Below are 19,729 nucleotides of genomic sequence, written 5' to 3'. Positions count from 1 at the left end.
GATATGTCTCTCATCCCGCCAGGCTGAAGCGTTCGAAGTGGATCTGCTGCTTGGGCACGCCCATGTCGCCGAGGGTGCGCAGCACCGCGTTCATCATCGGCGGCGGTCCGCACAGGAAGACGTCCCGGTCGGCGATGTCCGGTACCAGCCGGGCCAGTTCGCCCGGGGCCAGCTTGTCGGGGACGGGCGGGCCGGTGACCAGGTGCAGTTCGGCGCCCTTGGCGCGGGCCAGCTCGACCAGCTCGTCGTAGAGGACGGCGTCGCGTTCAGCGGAGACGCGGTAGAGGACGACCGCGTGGCCCTCCAGGTCCTCCAGCAGGGCGCGGATCGGGGTGACGCCGACGCCGCCGGCGATGAGCAGCGACTCGGTCTTCCTGCGGTGCAGGGTGGTGAAGGCGCCGTAGGGGCCCTCGGCGAAGACGCGGGTGCCGACCTTGAGGTGGCGCAGGGCCGCCGTGCCGTCGCCGGCCGTCTTGGCGGTGAGGCGGAGGCCGGTGCCGTCGGGGGCGGCCGAGAGGGAGAAGGGGTTGGCCTGCCACCAGCGGTCCTTGGTGAGGAAGCGCCAGAGGAAGAACTGGCCCGCCTGGGCGGGGAGTTGGTGGAGGTCGCGGCCCGTGATGTGGATCGAGACGACGTTGTCGGACTCGGGGACGACCGCCGAGACCCGGAACTGGTGGCGGAGGTTGCGCCACAGGGGCAGGACCAGGCGGCCCAGGGCCACCGAGCCGAGGGCGACGCCCCAGACGGCGTACCAGTACGTCTTCGCGGCGGAGGACGCGGTGAAGGTCGTACCGACCGCGACCTGGTGGGTGAAGGCGAGGACGACCGCGACGTAGGTGTAGAGGTGGATGAAGTGCCAGGTCTCGTAGGCGAGGCGGCGCCGGGCGTAGCGGGCGGAGGTCGCGCCGATGACGAGGATCAGGGCGAAGGCGACGAGCGCGCGCAGGATGCCCTCGGTGGTCTCGGCCAGGTCGACGACCTCGCCGACCGGGCCGGTGTCGGTGCCCTGGGCGTAGCCGAAGGCGATGAACACGAGGTGCCCGAGCAGCGTCCAGAGCAGCGCGAAGCCGGTCCAGCGGTGCCATGAGGTCAGCCGGTCCATGCCGATGCGGCGGTCGAGCCAGGGCAGGCGGGCCACCAGCAGCAGCTGGAAGGCCATGACGAGCGCGCCGTAGAGGCCGAGGAGGCGGCCGATGACGATGAGCGCGTTGGAGGCGAATCCGGCCTGGGCGAAGAAGACGGTCACCACGGCGACGTTCGCGGCCAGCACGGCGTACAGGCCGGTGCGGGCCACCACCCTGGGGCGTATCGCCGTGGGGGGCGCAGGGGGTGATTGGACGGTCGTCACGGACGGCAGCTCCTTGATCGGGTCCTGGGATTCGAGCTTCACCTTGCGGGGCTGTCGTTTTCCTGTCGGACAACTTTCAAGTGGCTATCGATGTGGGTGTGGCGGTGCCGCGGGTCTGGCGCCGATCGGCGCGTGAAGCACTATGAGCAGGTGGAAAAAGTACGACTCCTCGTCGTGGACGACGACCCGCCGATCGCCGACCTCGTCGCGACGGTCGCCCGGTACGAGGGCTGGGAGGCCGCGTGCGCGTACTCCGGTGAGGAGGCGCTGACCGTGGCCGCCGAGTTCGCGCCGGACATCGTGGTGCTCGACCTGATGCTGCCCGGCCTCGACGGCTTCGGTGTGCTGGACCGGCTGCGGCGGTCGGGGACGATGGTGCCCGTGGTGTTCCTCACGGCGCGGGACGCGGTCGCGGACCGGGTGGCGGGGCTGACGCGGGGCGGTGACGACTACCTGGTCAAGCCGTTCGCGGTGGAGGAGCTGATGGCCCGGCTGCGGACCGTGCTGCGGCGCAGCGCCGGGCCCGGTTTCCCGCGCTCCGTGCTGCGGGTCGCGGACCTGACGATGGACGAGGACACGCGGGAGGTGCGCCGCGCCGACCGCCTCCTGACGCTCACCCCGACCGAGTACGAGGTGCTGCGCTATCTGATGCGCAAGTCGCCGACCGTGCTCACCAAGGCGCAGATCCTCGACCATGTGTGGGAGTACGGCTTCGGTGGCCGCTCGAATGTGGTGGAACTGGTGGTGAGCCGGCTGCGCCGCAAGCTCGACGAGGGGCACGATCCGCTGATCCACACCGTGCGCGGCTTCGGGTACGTGATCCGGCAGGCGGCCGAGTGATCGCCCGGCTGCGCCGGACGTACCGGCGGCTGCGGCTCGGCACCCGGCTGGCGCTGGGGCTGGGGGCGCTGGCCCTGGTGGCGTTCGCCGTCGTCGGCACCGCCCTGACGACCTACATGCGGGACTATCTGTCGAACCAGCTCGACGACCAGCTCGGGCTCGCCCAGGTCGCCCAGTCCAAGTCGATCGCGGAGAACGGCACCCTCCAGGGCAAGAAGTACTACCGCTGGTACTACGCCGTGTACGACGTCAAGAACGGCACCCCGGTGCTCCGCAAGCCCGAGGAGAGCTCGGACCTGCCGTCGGACATCGGCGACCTCACCGCCGTGGCCGAGGCGCAGATCGCCAAGGGCACCGAGGTCCTGAGCACGAGTGATCTCAGCGGCGAGGGCGAGTACCGGCTGCGCGGCTGCGAGGTCGAGCGCGGGGTGGTGCTGGTCAGCGGCGCCCCGATGGACGCCATCGACGGCACGGTACGGCAGCTGGTGATCATCCAGGTCGTCGCCTTCGGTCTCGCCCTGCTGGCGCTGGTGATACTCGGCCGCAGACTGCTGCGGCGCGGGCTGCAGCCGCTGAGCGACATGGCGCACACCGCGCACGGCATCGCCTCGCACGACCTGACCGACTCGGCGGCCCGGCTCCCGCTGCGCGCGGAGAACCGTGACGGCGGGCCCGAGGTGGAGGAGCTGCGCACCGCGTTCAACACGATGCTGGAGCACATCGACGACTCCCTCGCGGTGCGCGCGGAGGCGGAGCAGCGGCTGCGCCGGTTCGTCGCGGACGCCTCGCACGAGCTGCGGACCCCGCTGATGTCGGTGCGCGGCTACGCGGACCTGTTCCAGTACGCGGCGGCGAACGTGCCCGAGGAGCGGGACAAGCACCTGGCCCGGCTGCGCGCCGAGGCCGCCCGGATGGGTGTGCTCCTCGACGATCTGCTGCTGCTCGCGCGGCTCGACGCGGCCGATGTGGAGACCCCGCTGCGGCCGGAGGACGCGGACCTGGTGGAGCTGGTCCACCAGGCGGCCGACGCCTTCCGCGCCGCGCATCCGGACCGCCCCCTGGCGGTGACGGTTCCGCCGTCGCCGGTACGGCTGCGCGTCGACCCGGTCCGTATCCGGCAGGTCCTGGACAACCTCCTGACCAACGCGGCCGTGCACACCCCGCCCGGCACCCGGGTGACGGTGACGGTCTCGGTCGCCGCCGGCACGGCGTCGGTCCGGGTGGCCGACACGGGCCCCGGCATCCCCGAGGCCGACCGCGACCAGGTCTTCGACCGCTTCTACCGGGTCGACAAGGCCCGCAGCCGCGACCGGGGCGGCAGCGGGCTCGGCCTCGCGGTGGCCCGCTCCCTGGCGAAGGCGCACGGCGGCACCGTGGAGTTGACGACCGAGCCCGGCACGACGGTGTTCACGGTGACGATTCCACTGAGGGCGCCTGCGGCCTAGGCCCGGCGCGGGGCTTGTGGCTACCATGGCTGACGTGGCGTCACCTGAGGCTCAGGACCATCAACTGGCTCTACTTTCTCGGCAGTTGTCGCGCCCCGAAGCCGCGAGGCCGCTACCGTCACATACCGCGCCACACGTTGTCGTAGGCCGCGTCCTCGACGGTCTTGCGCTGCCGTACGGCCTCCAGTTCCGTCACCGCGTCGTGGACGACGGCGAGGACGGTGTCCAGCGACTCGTCGGTGACCTGCGCGGACTCCTCGTCCGACACCTCGCCGATCCCCGCCGCCGCGGCGAGCTGGGCGAGGACGGGCTCGCGCTCGGCCCAGCGCGCCGCCGCCCGGCTGCGGGCCGGCGAGTCGACCAGGGCGGTGCGGCCGGTGCGGACCGGGATCCAGCGCCCGCGCTGCCGGGCGACAAGCCCCTCCTTCTCCAGCGCGGCGAGGTAGTCCGAGGACAGGCCGCGCCCGCGCCGCCACAGCCAGTCCTCGACCGACTCGTACGGCGTCTCCCGTACGAGCGAGGCCGACGCCTCGTTCAACAGACCGTCCTCCAGGGGTACTTGGGAGTTCGGCACGATCAGGTCGCCGTCCAGCGCTACGGCTTCGGCGGCGATGAGGTCGATCACCTCCGCTCCGGCGAGCGCGAGCGAAAGATCACCCGTCTCGACGGGGCGGTCGGGTGCGACATCCATGGCGACGATCATCAGGTCCCGCGGTGTGCTCATGGGTGCCAACCTAGCGCGGCTTATGCGAGGGGGCATCGACACCCAACGTTTACATAATTCCGTCACGCCGTCGGCGATGTTTCGGGACCGTGAGCCCCGGATGAATACCGGGGGCTTTTGGACCGCTTGCGCCACTGCGGTCCGAATGGCGTGCCCTCTGAAGGAAATTGGCAGGGTTTTCGGTTGTTTGGGGGCCGCTTCCGGCTGGCCGGATCACTTCCCTCAACCTGTTGCTTACCTTGGCGTTGTTGACCCGCGAGTAACAGTGGGGCTAGCTTTCAACCTGCCATCTCGCGTCTCTGCGATTACATTCGGCGCCCCCGGCCGAAATCCCCCACCGTGCAGTTTCACCGTTTATTCGGAGAATCATGACGTCTGTCGCGCGCGCCGAAGACATGATCATTGGAATCACCCCGTTCCATGAACCGGATGCCCGACTCACGGCGGCCGTCAGCCGCGCCGGCGGGCTCGGTGTTCTCGACCTGGGAATGGGCGACCGAAGATCGAGGGAGGCCCTGGCGCGTGTCCGACGCTGGGCCCCCGGCCCTTTCGGGGTACGGGTCGCGGCCCGCTGCCGGATCACCCCCGGGGACCTCACGACGGGCGGAGGCGACACCCCCCACACCGTCGTCCTCGCCGTGGACGCCCCGTGGCAGGTCGGCGAGGTGGCCGCCGCGCACCGGGTGCTGGTGGAGGTCACCGACCTGGACCAGGCGCTGACGGCGGTCCGCGCCGGTGCGCACGGGCTGATCGCCAGGGGCGCCGAGAGCGGCGGCCGGGTGGGCGAGCTGAGCACCTTCGTGCTGCTCCAGCGGCTGCTCGCCGCGCCCGGTGTGGACGTCCCGGTCTGGGCCTGCGGCGGCATCGGCCCCCGTACAGCGGCTGCCGTGGTCGCCGGTGGCGCGGCCGGGGTAGTCCTCGACAGCCAGTTGGCACTGCTCGCCGAGTCGGGCCTGCCGGAGGCCGCCGCCGCGGCCCTGCGCTCGATGGACGGCTCCGAGACCACGGTGGTGGCAGGTCACCGGGTGCTCCTCCGGCGCGGCCCGGACGCCCCGCGCGTGCCCGCCGACCGGGTGCCCGAACTGCTCGGCGCCCGCGACCCGCGCACCCAGCTGCTCCCGGTGGGCCAGGACGGTTTCCTCGCCGCGCGGTTCGCCGAACGCTGGGGCGACACGGGCCGGACCGTACGCGAACTGACCGCCGCCATACGGGAGTCCGTACGGGAATCCATACGGGACGAAGGTCCCGCCGAAGCGCTGCGCGCCGGTTCCCCGATGAGCGAGGCGCTCGGTACCCGGTTCCCCATCGCCCAGGGCCCGATGACCCGGGTGAGCGACCAGGCGGAGTTCGCCGCGGCCGTCGCGGCCGGTGGCGCCCTGCCGTTCGTCGCGCTGGCCCTGTCGAGCGGCGAACAGTCGCGCGCGGTGCTCGCCGAGACCCGGGCCACCGTGGGCGAACGGCCCTGGGGCGTAGGGGTGTTGGGCTTCGCCCCCGAGGAACTGCGCAACGCCCAGCTCGAAGCCGTACGGGAACTGCGGCCCACGCACGCGATCATCGCGGGCGGACGGCCCTCCCAGGCCGAGGCGTTGGAGCGGGCCGGCATCTCCACCTTCCTGCATGTGCCTTCCCCCGGGCTGCTGCGGCAGTTCCTGGACGCGGGAGTGCGCAGGTTCGTGTTCGAGGGCTCCGAGTGCGGGGGCCATGTCGGACCACGCGGCAGCTTCCCGCTGTGGGAGGCCCAACTCGCCGTCCTGGACGACTTCTTGGCGAAGGCCGAGCCGGCCACGGCGGAACGTGTCGAGGTGTTCTTCGCGGGCGGCGTCCACGACGAGCGCTCGGCGGCGATGGTGGCCGCGCTCGCCGCGCCGCTCACCGCGCGCGGCGCCGCCGTGGGCGTACTGATGGGCACGGCCTACCTGTTCACCGAGGAAGCGGTGACGTGCGGGGCGGTCCAGCCGCTCTTCCAGGACCAGGTCGTACGCGCCACGCGGACCGCACTCCTGGAGACCGCGCCGGGCCACGCCACCCGCTGTGTACCGAGCCCGTTCAGCGACAACTACCTCGCGTTCGAAGACGAGTTGCGCGAGCAGGGCGTGCCCGACCGGCAGATCTGGGAGCGGCTGGAGCGGCTCAACGTCGGCCGGCTGCGCATCGCCAGCAAGGGCGTCGAGCGGGACGACGCCGGGGCGCTGACCGCGGTGGACGAGCAACGCCAGCTCGCCGAGGGGATGTTCATGGCCGGCGAGGTCGCCGTGCTGCGGACGGCGACCACCACGATCGACGCCCTGCACCGCTCGGTGACCGAGGAGGCCGCCGACTTCCTGGCCGACAGCGCGCGAACCGCCCGCGCCCGCCTGGGAGTCGAGGAGAACGCCGCACCGGACGCGCCCGCTCCCCTGGACATCGCTGTCATCGGCATGGCGTGCATGTTCCCGGAGGCCCCCGACCTCCCCACGTTCTGGGCGAACATCCTCGGCGCACGCGACGCGGTGGGCGAAGTCCCGTCCGACCGCTGGGACCCCGCCGTGCACTACGCGCCCTCCGCCGACAGTGCCGGCGCCACCCCGTCGAAGTGGGGCGGCTTCCTGCCGCGCATCCCCTTCGACCCGCTGCGCTACGGCATCCCGCCGGCCTCCCTGGGCAGCATCGAACCGGTGCAGCTGCTGGCCCTGGAGGCCGCCCGGCGTTCGCTGGAGGACGCCGGATACGGCGACCGGGGGCGGGAGTTCGACCGCTCGCGGACCTCCGTGGTGTTCGGCGCGGAGGCGGGCAGCGACCTCTCCAACGCGACGACCCTGCGCGCCGTACTGCCCTCCTACTACGGCAGGATCCCGCAGGGCGTCGAGGAGCAACTCCCCACGCTCACCGAGGACTCCTTCCCCGGCATGCTCTCCAACGTCATCTCGGGCCGCATCGCCAACCGGCTCGACCTCGGCGGCGCCAACTACACGGTCGACGCGGCCTGCGCGTCCTCGCTGGCCGCCGTGGACGTCGCCTGCAAGGAACTCGTGGGCGGCACCAGCGACGTCGTGCTGTGCGGGGGCGCCGACCTCCACAACGGCATCAACGACTACGTCCTCTTCGCCTCCGTGCACGCCCTGTCCCCCACCGGCCGCTCCCGCGCCTTCGACGACTCGGCGGACGGCATCGCGCTCGGCGAGGGCGTCGCCTGCGTGGTCCTCAAGCGGCTCGCGGACGCGGAGCGGGACGGCGACCGGATCTACGGTGTCATCAAGGGAGTCGGCAGCTCCAGCGACGGCCGCTCACTGGGCCTGACGGCACCCCGGCCGGAGGGCCAACGGGCCGCGCTGGAGCGGGCGTACCGCAACGCGGGCGTCTCCCCCGCCGAGGTCGGTCTGGTCGAGGCGCACGGCACCGGGACGGTCGTCGGCGACCGCACCGAACTCTCCATCCTCAGCGCGGTGTTCACCGAGTCCGGTGCGGCGAACGGCAGTTGTGCGCTCGGTTCGGTCAAGTCGCAGATCGGGCACACGAAATGCGCCGCCGGACTCGCCGGTCTGATCAAGACCGTGCTGTCCCTCTACACCGGGGTAAAGCCGCCCACCCTGCACATGAAGCGGCCCAACTCGGCGTGGAAGGAGGACAGCAGCCCCTTCGTCTTCCACGCGCGGCCCCGCCCCTGGGCGGCTCCCGCCGGGGAACGCGTCGCGGGACTCAGCGCGTTCGGCTTCGGCGGCACCAACTTCCATACGGTGATCCGGGCCTACGGCGACGCCGTACCGCCCGCACACGGCCTGGACGCGTGGCCCGCCGAACTGTTCACCTTCCGGGGAGCGGACCGGGCGGCGGCACGCAGGGGCATCGAGGAGATCCTGAAACTCGCGGAGGCGGGCTGCTGGAAGCTGCGCGATCTCGCCCTCAGCGCGTCCCGGCGCTCGGACGCCCGGCACGAGCCGGTGCAGGTGGCCGTCGTGGCCACGGACGCCGAGGGGCTGGTGGGGCACCTGCGGCGGGCGCTCGACGGCGAGCACGATCCCGCCGGGGGAATCCATGTGGCGGACCCGGACGGGGACATGGGCAAGGTCGCCTTCCTCTTCCCCGGCCAGGGCAGTCAGCGGCCCGGCATGCTCGCCGACGTGTTCATCGCGTTCCCCGAGCTGCAGCACTATCTGCACCTGGGCCGTGACCACGCCGACGCGCTCTATCCGCCCGCCGCCTTCGACGACACCGCCCGCGACCGCCAGCAGGCCGGTCTGACCGACACCCGGGTCGCGCAGCCCGCGCTGGGCATCGCCGGGCTCGCCGCCCATGCCCTGCTCACCGAGGCCGGTGTGCGGCCCGACATGGCGGCCGGGCACAGTTACGGCGAGCTGGTCGCCCTGTGCGCGGCGGGCGCGATCGCGCCGGAGGCGCTGCTGGAGCTGAGCGCCGAACGCGCGGCGGCGATCCTCGAAGCCACCGGCGCGGACGACCCGGGAACCATGGCCGCGGTGGCGGCCGGCGCCGAGGACGTCGAGCAGGCCCTGAAGACGGCGGGCGCACCGGACTCGGTGGTCGTCGCCAACCACAACTCCCCTCGCCAGACCGTGATTTCGGGTCCGACGGAGGCCGTCACCGCGGCCGTACGGCTGCTGCGCGACGCCGGTCTGGGCGCGAAGCGCATCCCCGTCGCCTGTGCCTTCCACAGCCCGCTGGTGGCGGGGGCGGGCGAACGGTTCGCGCAGGCCCTCGCTCAACAGCCGGTGCTCACTCCCGAGTTCCCGGTGTGGTCCAACCGCACGGCGGCCCCGTACGGCGAGGACGCCGACGCGGTCCGGGCCGAACTGGCCGCGCAGATAGGCGCACCGGTGGGCTTCGTCGCCCAGATCGAGGCCATGTACGAGGCGGGGGCGCGGGTGTTCGTCGAGGCCGGTCCCGGCTCCGTGCTCACCCGGCTGGTCGACCAGATCCTCGGCGACCGCCCGCACCGCACGGTCGCGTGCGAGCCCCGGCAGGACAGCGGGCTGCGCGGCTGGCTCGACGCGCTGGCCCAACTGGCCGTCGCGGGGCTGCCGGTGCGTACCGGATGGCTGTTCAACGGGCGCGACGCCGTCGACGCGGCCCGGACTCCCGTGCCCTCGCGACCCGGCTGGACGGTCGACGGACAACTGGTCCGTACCGCCGCCGGAGCGCTCCTGCCCGGTGCCCTCGCACCGGCCCGACGCGTTGTGGAGACGACTGTGACGACAAACCCCGACAGCGATGCGGCCGGTGTCCCCGTCGAGGTGAACAGGGACGCGCTGATCTCCGAATTCCTGCGCACCAGCCGGGAGATGGTGGCCGCGCAACGGGATGTACTGCTGACGTACTTCGGCGCGGTGCAGGGGACGGTGCCCCAGGGGACCTGGGTTCCCGCGCCGGCGCCGGCCGCCGTCGAGGCACTCCCGCAGCTGCCCGCCCTGCCGGCCGCCGTCGAGACCCCGGTCACCCAACAGCCCTTCCTCCAGGCCGAGTCGGCTCCCGAGGCCGTCACCGAGGCCGACGTGCTGCGGGTCGTCCTGGAGATCATCAGCGAACGCACCGGCTATCCCGTCGACATGATCGAGCCCGACCTCGACCTGGAGGCGGACCTCAGCATCGACTCCATCAAGCGGGCCGAGATCGCCGGCGAACTGGCCCAGCGCCTGGGCATCGGCGGCGGCGCGGACATCGCCTCGCTCGACGACGCGGAGTTGGAGGACCTGGCGAAGGCCCGCACGGCGGCCTCCGTCACGGGCTGGCTGTCGGCACGGCTGACCGGGCCCGCCGTGGAATCCGCAGCCGACGCGCAACCGGCCGACAGCGCCCCGCAGGACGAGGTCACCGGCGCCGCACCCAAGCGGCTCCAACTGCGCCCGGTACTGCTGGCGCACCAGGACGGTGACAACCCGGCCGACCCGGCGTCCGTGCTGAGCGGCCGACGGTTCGTCCTCTACGGCGACGGTGACGGCTCGGAGGCGGTGGTGGCCCGGCTCACCTCGCACGGCGCCGACGCGGTGATCGTCGACCCCGAGCACCAACTCACCGACGAGGACGGCCCGTTCGACGGCGTCCTGTATCTCGCCCCGCTCACGGCGTCGGCACCGGTGCTGCCCGACGCGTTCCCCGTGTTCCAGGCCGCCCTGCGACGCGGCCCGCGCCAACTCCTCGCGGTGCAGAGGGCGGACGGCGGATCGGCGGGGTTGCACGGCCTGTTCCGCACGGTCGCCCGCGAGTATCCGGACACCGTCGCCCGGGTCGTCGAGCTGGCGGACACCGCACCGGACGCCGTCGCCGACGCGCTGATCGCCGAACTGCTGGCACCCGACAACGAGCCGGTGGTGCTGCGAACTTCCGCCGGGCGGCACGGACTTGACCTGGTCGAGACACCGCTCGGCGCGCTCGCGACCAACGGTGCCGGACCGGCGGGCGACGGGGTCGCCGAAGCCTCCGCCATCGGGCTCGACCGCGACTCGGTGGTCCTGCTGGTGGGCGGCGCGCGGGGCATCACCGCGAAGTTCGCCGTCGCGCTCGCCGCGGCTTCCCGGTGCCGTATCGAACTCCTGGGCAGGACGGCCGCACCGGCCGGACCCGAGGACCCGGCGACCTCGGGCGCCCGCACCCCGGCCGCACTGCGCGCGGCCCTCGCGGCCAAGGGCGGTGGACTCACCCCCGCCGAGATCAACCGCACCGCCGAACTCCTGCTCGCCCAGCGGGAGATCACCGCGACGCTGGACGAACTCGCGGCACTCGGCAGCCAGGCCCGCTACCACTCCGTCGACTTCCGCGAACCGGACGCGGCGCTCCAGGCGGTGAAGGAGATCCACGCCGAGCACGGCCGCCTCGACGGTGTCGTCTACGCGGCCGGGGTCATCGAGGACCGGCTGATCGCCGAGAAGACCACCGAGTCCTTCCAGCGGGTCTACGGCACGAAGACGCACGGCGCCGAGACGCTGCTGTCGGCCCTGGAGGAGTTGCCCAACGGCCCTTCTTTCGCCGTCCTGTTCGGCTCCATCTCGGCCGTCCTCGGCAATCGCGGCCAGGTCGACTACGCCGCCGCCAACGACGCCCTGGAAAGCCTGGGCGCCGCCTGGTCCGCCCGTACCGGGCACCGGGCACTCACCGTGCACTGGGGCCCGTGGGCGCCCACCGGTGGTCACCACGGGATGGTCACCCCGGAGTTGGGACGCGAGTACGCCCGGCGCGGCATCAGCCTGATCGACCCCGAGGAGGGCACCGCGGCCCTGCTGCGCGAACTCGCCTTCGGCGACGAGTCGGCCGGAGCCGTCGTCTACACCGCGTCGGGCTGGTGACATGACGGACCGTCAAGTGCCGGTCGCCATCGTGGGAATGTCGGTGCTGCTGCCCGGCGCCGCCGACCTCGACGCGTACTGGCGGAATCTGCTGGGCGGCACGGACGCCATCAGCGAAGTACCGGACGGGCGTTGGGACGCGGACTACTACCGGCCCGGCTCCGCGAGCGGTCCGGCCGTCGCCGACCAGGTGTACTGCCGGCGCGGAGGGTTCGTGGACGGGCTGGCCGAGGTCGAGGTCACCCGGTTCGGCATCATGCCGAACTCGGTGCCCGGCACCGAACCCGACCAGCTCATCGCCCTCCACGTGGCCGCCGCCGCCCTCGCCGACGCGGGCGGCGAGTCCCGCCTGCCCGACCGGCAGCGCGTCGGCGTCGTGCTCGGCCGGGGCGGCTATCTCACCCCCGGCCTGGTCCGCCTCGACCAGCGGGTCCGTACGGCGGGCCAACTCGTCCGCACCCTGGGCGAGTTGCTGCCCGACCTGGACCCCGGCCAACTCGACCGGATCCGCAGCGCGTTCACCGACCGCCTCGGCCCCGACAGTCCCGAGTCGGTCATCGGCCTGGTGCCCAACCTCGCGGCGTCCCGCGTCGCCAACCGCCTCGACCTGCGCGGCCCGGCGTACACCGTGGACGCGGCCTGCGCGTCCTCGCTGATCGCCGTCGACCAGGCGGTGACCGAACTCGCCGCCGGGCGCTGCGACGTGATGCTCGCCGGAGGCGTCCACCACTGCCACGACATCACGCTGTGGAGCGTGTTCTCCCAACTGCGCGCGCTCTCCCCGAGCCAGCGCATCCGCCCCTTCCACCGCGACGCCGACGGCATCCTCATCGGCGAGGGCACAGGAGTCGTCGTCCTCAAGCGCCTCGCCGACGCCGAACGCGACGGCGACCGTATCTACGCCGTCATCCGCGGCACCGGTGTGTCCAGCGACGGCCGTGCCGCGAGTCTCGTCAACCCCGACTCGACCGGGCAGACCCACGCCGTACGCCAGGCCTGGCAGGCGGCGGGGCTGGATCCCGCGCTGCCCGATTCCATCGGTCTCCTCGAAGCGCACGGCACGGCGACGCCCGCCGGTGACGCGGCCGAACTGGCCACGCTGGCCGAGGTGTTCGGGGACACGGGCACCTCCCACGGCCGCGCGGTTATCGGCTCGGTGAAGTCGATGATCGGTCACACGATGCCGGCCGCCGGGGTCGCCGGCCTGGTCAAGGCCGCCCTCGCCGTCCACCACGGCATGCTGCTGCCGACGCTGCACTGCGACGACCCGCATCCGGCGCTCGCGGCGACCCGGTTCCGTCCGCTGGAGCAGGCGGCGCCCTGGGAGACGACCGCCGAACAGCCGGTGCGGCGGGCGGCGGTCAACGCGTTCGGGTTCGGCGGCATCAACGCGCATGTCGTGCTGGAGGAGGCACCGGGGGCGCGCGCATCACGTGCGACGACAGTGCGCGTCGACGAACCGGGCCGCGCAAGCGCCCCTGCCCGCACAGCCTCCATGGACCAACCGGGACGCGCAGGCACCCCCGCCCGCACAGCCTCCGTCGACCAACCAGAACGCGCAAGCACCCCCACCCGCACAACCTCCGTCGACCAACCAGAACGCGCAAGCACCCCCACCCGCACAACCTCCGTCGACGAACCGGAACATGTGCTGACGCTCGCCGCCGACAGCCCCGAGGCTCTCGCCGCGCTGCTGGACGCCGACGACTCCGCCGTACTTGCCGCAGGCCACGCGCTTCCCGCGTCCGGCCGCTCCCGGCTCGGCATCGTCGCCCCGGACGCCAAGCGGCTGGCGCTGGCCCGCCGGGCGGTCGCCAAGGGGCGGGCGTGGCAGGGCCGTAGCGATGTGTGGTTCACGCCGAGTCCGTTGATCGGGCCCGGAACAGGCAAGCTGGCGTTCGTCTTCCCTGGCCTGGAGGGCGACTTCGCGCCCCGGGTCGAGGACGTCGCCGCGCACTTCGGACTGCGCGAGAACCGCTCCGCGACTCCCGCGCAGGTGGGGGACGTCGGCCGCCACGGGTTCGATGTCGTCGGCGTGGGGCGGCTGTTGGACGCCGCGCTGCGCCGGATGGGGGTGGTCCCGGACGCGGTCGCGGGGCACAGTGTCGGCGAGTGGACGGCGATGACGGCCGCCGGGGTGTACGCGGCGGACGAGGTCAGCGCCTTCATGGAGTCGTTCGACCCCGACTCGGTGACGGTGCCGGGGCTGGCCTTCGGGGCGATCGGGGCCCCGGCCGAGCGCGTGCTGTCGGCGCTCGCCGCCGAGTGGGCGGACGCCGGGATCGTTCTCTCCCACGACAACGCGCCGGGCCAGTCGATGGTGTGCGGTCCGGACAGGGCCGTGGACGAGTTCGTGCGGTCCTTCCGTGCGCAGGGTGTCCTCAGCCAGGTGCTGCCGTTCCAATCCGGCTTCCACACACCGATGTTGAGGCCCTACCTCGGCCCGATCGAGGAGGCCACGAACCGCTTCCGCCTCCACCCGCCGACGGTCCCCCTCTGGTCGGGGACGACCGCCTCGCCGTACCCCTCGGAGGAGAAGGCGGTCCGCGAACTCTTCATCCGCCACCTCCTGGAGCCCGTCCGCTTCCGCCAACTCGTCGAAGCCATGTACGCCGCGGGCCACCGCGCGTTCGTCCAGGTCGGCACCGGCCAGCTCGGCTCCCTCGTCGACGCGACCCTCGGCGGACGCGACCACCTGGTGGTGGCCGCCAACTCGCCCCACCGCTCCGGCCTGGCCCAACTCCGGCGCGTGGCCGTGGCGTTGTGGGCGGCGGGCGGAACGGTCGATCCGGCCGGGCTCGCGTCCGGGAAGTCGACGACGCCCCTGCGGCGGGAGCGACCGCCCGTACGGCTCGACATGGACGGGGCGCTCGTCTCGCTCGACGGACCGAGCCTGGTGAAGCTGCGGGCGGAGCTGCGCACGCCCCACCCGATCACCACGGCATCCCCTTTGGGCGCGCTCACCGAACACTTCCCGGTCGCCGCCGAGTTGGACGCCCTGCTGCGCGACACCGCCGACACGGCCGCCCACCTCATCACCGCCGGCAGCCGTCGCACCACGGCAACGATCCCCACTCCGATCCAGCAACCGCCCGCTCCCCCGAGGGAATGGCAGACCACGGTCCACGTCTCCCCCGAGTCCATGCCCTACCTCATGGACCACTGCTTCTTCCCGCAACGCCCCAACTGGCCGGACGTGGCGGACCGTTGGCCGGTGGTCCCCGCCACCACGATCGTCCAGCACATCGTCGAGGCGGCGGAACGGGCCGCGCCCGGTATGCGCGCGGTCGCCGTGCACGAGGCGCGCTTCGACCGCTGGCTGACGGCGACACCGCCGGCGGACGTACCGGTGCGGGTGGTAGCCGAGACCCCCGACCGGCTCGCCGTCTCCTTCGGCCCGCACGCGCGCGCAGTGGTCGAGTTGGCCCCCGCGCACGCCACCGCGCCCCCTCGCCACCCCCGCCCGGACCCCCGCACCGAGCGCACCCCCGACCACACCGCGTCCCATCTCTACGACGAGCGCTGGATGTTCCACGGTCCGGCGTTCCAGGGAGTCACCGAACTCACCGCGATCGGCGACCACCACGTACGCGGCACGATCACCACACCCCCCGCGCCGGGCGCCCTGCTCGACAACGTGGGCCAGATCCTGGGCTATTGGATCATGGCGACCCGCACGGAACGCACCGTCGTCTTCCCGGTCGGCATGCGCGAGATGCGTTTCCACGGCCCCCCTCCGCGCCCCGGCACCGAGGTGGAGTGCCTGGTCCGGATCACCTCACTCACCGACACCGCGCTCGAAGCCGACGTACAGCTCACGGTCGACGGCGAGGTGTGGGCGGACCTGACCGGCTGGCAGGACCGGCGCTTCGACAACGACCCGCAGACCAGGCCGGTCGAGCGCTTCCCGGAGCGCAACACCCTCTCGGAGGCCCGCCCCGGCGGCCGGACCCTGCTGAACGAGCGCTGGCCCGACCTCGCCTCCCGCGACCTCATCATGCGCAACTCCCTGAGCAGGGTGGAGCGTTCGCAGTACGCCGAGCATCCGCCGCGCGGTCGCCGACAGTGGCTGCTGGGCCGGATCGCGGTGAAGGACGCGGTACGGCAGTGGCTGTGGGGCCACGGCGAGGGACCCGTCTATCCGGCGGAGATCCGGGTCCACAACGACGAGTCGGGCCGCCCTTACGTCACCGGACTGCACGGCCGGACCCTGCCCCCGCTGGACGTCTCGCTGGCCCATCGCGCCGAGGCCGCGGTCGCGATCGTACGGCCGCATGTCCCCGGTCCCGGCCCCGGGATCGACATCGAGGAGGTCGTGGAACGCCCCGCGACCACCCTCACCACCGCCCTGGGAGAGGAGGAACTGGCCCTCCTGCGCGTCCAGTTGGAGAGCACCGGCGAATCCGAGGCCCTGTGGTTCGCCCGCTTCTGGGCGGCGAAGGAAGCGGTCGCCAAGGCGGAGGGCACCGGCTTCCGAGGACGCCCACGCGACTTCGCCGTCTTCCAAGTGGTCGCCGGATCACAGCTGTTGGTGTCGGGACGCCTGGAACGCGCCTACCCGGTGCACTACGAACCGGCCGGCAATCCCCCCGGCCTGCCGGACAGGACCTACGTCGTGGCCTGGACGACGGGACCCGCGCACGAAGAGGAGTACGACCGATGACCCCCACCACCGAGGACAGCGTCCTCGCCGACCTCACCGGCATGCTGACCGCCCTCCTGGAGGACGAGTACGGCGTCGACGACGTCGAGATCACCATGACGACGACCTTCAACCGCGACCTGGAGCTGGAGAGCATCGACCTGGTGACCCTCGCCGGTCTGCTCCAGGAGCACTACGGCACGAAGGTCAACTTCGCCGAGTTCCTGGCCGGGATGGAGTTCGACGAGATCATCGAACTCACCGTCGGCCGGCTCGTGGAGTACGTCGTGCAGAGCCTCAAGGCAGCCGAGGCGGGCTGAGCCATGGCGATGGTCGACACCGGTCAACTCCGTTTGCACGTACAGAGGATGAGCCCGCCCGACAGCGTCCGGCCCACCGCTACGGCGGTGTTGGTGCACGGCCTGCTCACCGACAGCCTGGCCAGCTACTACTTCACCATCGCCCCGCCGTTCGCGCTGGCCGGCGTCGACGTCGTCATGTACGACCTGCGCGGCCACGGCCGCAGCGGGCGCCCGGCCACCGGCTACACCCTCGACGACAACATCGACGACCTGGAGGCGCTGCTCGACCGCCTCGGCGTGACCGGCCCGGTCCATCTGGTCGGCAACTCCTACGGCGGGACAGTCGCGTTCGGCTACGCGGCCCGCCATCCGGAGCGCGCCGCCAGTGTCTCCCTCATCGAGTCGGAACCGGCCACCGCGGCCTGGGCACCGAAACTCGGCGGCATCCTGAGCCGCGTCCTGCACGAGCTGGCGCACAACGAGGACGACGCGCTCGCCTGGATCAGCGCGCACCGCGGCCACAACACGGCCCGCCTCGCGAAGGGCGCCGCCCGTCTGGCCCGGGAGACCTCCCTCTCCCAGGACATCCCGGCCAGCCGCGTGCTGACGGAGGATCAGATCCGCTCGGTGCACTGCCCGGTGCTCGGCATCTACGGCGGCGACTCGGACCTGGCCCTGATCGCGCCCTGGCTGGAGTCCGTGCTCCCCGACTGCCGGACCGTCGTCGTCCCCGGCCACGAGCACTCCGTACTGGTCGAGGCGGCGGGCACGGTCGGCGGCCACATCCTCTCCCTGATCCGGAGCAACACGGCTGCCGCCGAGGTGGCTGCCCGGTGAGCCGTTTCCTGTTCGTCGTCCCGCCACTGGTCGGCCACCTCAACCCGGCGGCGGCCGTGGCGGCCGAACTCACCTCGCGCGGCCACGAGTTGGCGTGGGCGTGCACGGACCCCGAACTCGTACGGCGGCTCGCAGGCGAGTCCGCGCGGGTGTTCCCGTGCGAAGGACCGGTCCCGGGCACGGGCGACGGCATCCGCCCACCGGACATCCGTGGCCCCGAGGCGCTGAAGTTCCTGTGGGAGGCGTTCCTCGCGCCGCTCGCCGAGCAGATGGCGCCCGGAGTCACCGCGGCCGTCGCGGAGTTCGAGCCCGACGCGATCGTCGCCGACCAACAGGCCCTGGCCGGTGGCCTGGTGGCCGAGCGCCTCGGTGTGCCGTGGGCGACCTCGGCCACCACGTCGGCCGAGTTCACGGACGTCCTGGCGGGCATGCCCAAAGTCGCCCTCTGGCTGGACGAGTTGCTGCACCGACTCCGCACCGGCATCGGCGACCCGTCGGGCACCGCCGACCCCCGTTTCTCGCCGCATCTGGTACTCGCGTTCAGCACCCCGGAACTGGTCGGCCCCGAGGCGCGGCAGGGCGGGCAGATCCGCTGGGTCGGCCCGTCGATCGCGCCCCGCCCGGCCGCGCCGGACTTCCCCTGGGACCGGCTGGACCCGGCCCGCTCCCTGGTCCTGGTCAGCCTCGGCACGGCCAACACCGATGTGGGCGCCCGTTTCCTCACCGAGTGCGTGACGGCGCTGCGGGCCCGAACGGACCGCGTACAGGCGGTGATCGCGGATCCGGGAGGCGCGCTGGGCACACCGGACGAGCAGGACAAGGACCTCCTCGTCCTGCCCTCGATCCCCCAACTCCCGCTCCTGGAAAGGGCGGACGCGGTCGTCTCGCACGCCGGGCACAACACGGTGTGCGAGGCGCTGTGGCACGGCGTCCCCCTCGTCGTGGCGCCCATCCGCGACGACCAGCCGGTGATCGCGGGGCAGGTCACCGGCGCGGGCGCCGGCATCCGCGTCCGCTTCGGCCGGGTCACCGCCCCCAAGCTGGGCGCGGCGCTCGACGCCGTACTCCACGAACCCGACCACCGCGCCGCGGCCTGCCGTATCCGTACGGCGTTCCGCGCGGCCGGAGGCACCGGCGCGGCGGCGACGCACCTGGAGCGGTTGGCCGCCGCCGTGTCCCCGAAGGAGACCCCGTGAGCAACGAGGACGACCCCCGACCGCCGAGCCCCGACGACCAGGTGGCGGCCCTGCGCCCCACCTACCAGGCCGACTTGGCGGCGGGCCTGGACCGCTTCTTCACACCCCGGCGCGAGACCTGCCCCTGGTGCGACTCGCCCCGCCTGCGCACCCGTCTCCGCACGAAGGACCTGATCCAGCACAAGCCGGGCACATTCGTCCTGGACCGCTGCGAGGACTGCCGGCACACCTTCCAGAACCCCCGACTCAGCGAGGCGGGACTGGAGTTCTACTACCGGGACTTCTACGACGGCCTGGGCGAGAAGCAGTTGGGCAACACGTTCGCGGCCCGCACCAAGATGTACGAGCAGCGCGCGCAGTCCCTGCTCCCGCATGCGCCAACTCCCAAGAACTGGCTGGACGTCGGCACGGGCCACGGTCACTTCTGCGAGTCGGCCCGCACGGTCTACCCCGACACCACCTTCGACGGACTGGACTTCACGGACGGCGCCGAACTCGCCGAGGAGGCGGGCCGGGTGGAGCGCGGCTACCGCGGCAGCTTCCCGGACCTGGCCCCGAACCTCGCGGGCCACTACGACGTCGTGAGCATGTTCCACTACCTGGAGCACAGCACGGAGCCCGAGCGCGAACTGGCGGCGGCACACCGGGCCGTCCGCCCGGGCGGCCACCTCCTGATCGAGGTCCCGGACCCCGACAGCCGCTACTCCCGTCTGCTGGGCCGCTGGTGGCTCCCGTGGCTCCAGCCCCAGCACCTGCACTTCATCCCGGTCGCGAACCTGCGCGCCCGCCTCACCGACCTCGGTTTCACGGTCGTGGCGGAACAGCACGCGGAGCCCCACGACCCCGTCGACCTCCTCGCCGCCACCTGGCTGGCCCTGGACACGGCCGCCCCCCGCGACAACCTCCCGTGGCTGCCGAAACCCCCGTCCGGCCTGGCCCGTACGCTCCGCGCGGCGGTGCTGATCGCGGGGATTCCGGCGCTGATCCTGGGCACGCTCGCCGACCGGTTCGTCGTCAAGCAGCTGTCGCGTCGGCTGGGGGTGTCGAACGCGTATCGGCTGGTGGCCCGGCGGGACTGAGCCGAGGCACCTGCAAGGTTTCGGCAAGGCCGCCGCAAGCCTTCC

Annotated in this window: 10 protein-coding genes; 8 read left to right on the top strand and 2 right to left on the bottom strand. The window is 72.6% G+C overall.

Annotated elements, in window-relative coordinates; genetic code table 11:
* Positions 1-10 precede the first annotated feature (10 nt).
* Entirely contained in the window at positions 11-1,348 is a 1,338-nt protein-coding gene (locus ACIQBL_RS07135; RefSeq protein WP_401938912.1) for a ferric reductase-like transmembrane domain-containing protein, read from the bottom strand.
* 150 nt (positions 1,349-1,498) lie between these two features.
* Here ACIQBL_RS07135 and ACIQBL_RS07130 point away from each other — a divergent pair, with 150 nt between their 5' ends.
* Together ACIQBL_RS07130 and ACIQBL_RS07125 are read left to right on the top strand one after the other, a co-directional pair.
* Complete coding sequence (locus ACIQBL_RS07130; protein ID WP_401938909.1) at positions 1,499-2,188, top strand: response regulator transcription factor; 690 nt, start codon at positions 1,499-1,501, stop codon at positions 2,186-2,188.
* The gene (locus tag ACIQBL_RS07125; RefSeq protein WP_401937782.1) at positions 2,185-3,633 is read left to right on the top strand and encodes a sensor histidine kinase; all 1,449 of its coding nucleotides are present in this window, start codon (positions 2,185-2,187) and stop codon (positions 3,631-3,633) included. Before ACIQBL_RS07130 ends, ACIQBL_RS07125 begins: the two co-directional genes overlap by 4 nt.
* Before the next feature lie 118 nt (positions 3,634-3,751).
* Here ACIQBL_RS07125 and ACIQBL_RS07120 read toward each other — a convergent pair whose 3' ends face one another.
* Positions 3,752-4,357 (bottom strand): GPP34 family phosphoprotein, encoded by a 606-nt coding sequence (locus ACIQBL_RS07120; protein WP_401937781.1) that lies wholly within the window; start codon positions 4,355-4,357, stop codon positions 3,752-3,754.
* 368 nt (positions 4,358-4,725) lie between these two features.
* Between ACIQBL_RS07120 and ACIQBL_RS07115 the strand changes: the two genes are divergently transcribed.
* Genes ACIQBL_RS07115 through ACIQBL_RS07090 form a run of 6 tightly spaced genes read left to right on the top strand, consistent with a single transcriptional unit; the run spans position 4,726 to position 19,684 of the window.
* Positions 4,726-11,628 carry an SDR family oxidoreductase gene (locus ACIQBL_RS07115; RefSeq protein WP_401937778.1) on the top strand — a complete coding sequence of 2,301 codons (6,903 nt, stop codon included), beginning with the start codon at positions 4,726-4,728 and terminating at the stop codon, positions 11,626-11,628.
* Between the two features lies 1 nt (position 11,629).
* Positions 11,630-16,291 carry a beta-ketoacyl synthase N-terminal-like domain-containing protein gene (locus ACIQBL_RS07110; protein WP_401937776.1) on the top strand — a complete coding sequence of 1,554 codons (4,662 nt, stop codon included), beginning with the start codon at positions 11,630-11,632 and terminating at the stop codon, positions 16,289-16,291.
* Positions 16,288-16,590 carry an acyl carrier protein gene (locus tag ACIQBL_RS07105; protein ID WP_401937774.1) on the top strand — a complete coding sequence of 101 codons (303 nt, stop codon included), beginning with the start codon at positions 16,288-16,290 and terminating at the stop codon, positions 16,588-16,590. The genes ACIQBL_RS07110 and ACIQBL_RS07105 overlap by 4 nt, the downstream gene beginning before the upstream one ends.
* 3 nt (positions 16,591-16,593) lie before the next feature.
* A complete protein-coding gene (locus tag ACIQBL_RS07100; RefSeq protein WP_401937771.1) occupies positions 16,594-17,409 on the top strand; it encodes an alpha/beta fold hydrolase in 816 nt (271 codons plus the stop codon).
* Positions 17,406-18,605, top strand: a complete 1,200-nt coding sequence (locus ACIQBL_RS07095) for a glycosyltransferase (protein WP_401937770.1) — start codon at positions 17,406-17,408, stop codon at positions 18,603-18,605. The genes ACIQBL_RS07100 and ACIQBL_RS07095 overlap by 4 nt, the downstream gene beginning before the upstream one ends.
* On the top strand, positions 18,602-19,684 hold the full coding sequence (locus ACIQBL_RS07090; protein ID WP_401937768.1) for a class I SAM-dependent methyltransferase: 1,083 nt from the start codon (positions 18,602-18,604) through the stop codon (positions 19,682-19,684). Before ACIQBL_RS07095 ends, ACIQBL_RS07090 begins: the two co-directional genes overlap by 4 nt.
* The last annotated feature ends 45 nt before the right edge of the window (positions 19,685-19,729 follow it).

The sequence above is a fragment of the Streptomyces sp. NPDC088350 genome (assembly GCF_044753545.1).
Taxonomy (GTDB): Bacteria; Actinomycetota; Actinomycetes; order Streptomycetales; family Streptomycetaceae; genus Streptomyces.
The sequence above is the reverse complement of the archived record's forward strand: the minus strand, read 5'-3'. Positions and strand labels throughout refer to the sequence as shown.

Coding starts and splice junctions, on each gene's coding strand:
- ACIQBL_RS07110 (WP_401937776.1), top strand. CDS start 11,630: ATGACGGACCGTCAAGTGCCGGTCGCCATCGTGGGAATGTCGGTGCTG.
- ACIQBL_RS07120 (WP_401937781.1), bottom strand. CDS start 4,357: ATGAGCACACCGCGGGACCTGATGATCGTCGCCATGGATGTCGCACCC.
- ACIQBL_RS07100 (WP_401937771.1), top strand. CDS start 16,594: ATGGCGATGGTCGACACCGGTCAACTCCGTTTGCACGTACAGAGGATG.
- ACIQBL_RS07105 (WP_401937774.1), top strand. CDS start 16,288: ATGACCCCCACCACCGAGGACAGCGTCCTCGCCGACCTCACCGGCATG.
- ACIQBL_RS07115 (WP_401937778.1), top strand. CDS start 4,726: ATGACGTCTGTCGCGCGCGCCGAAGACATGATCATTGGAATCACCCCG.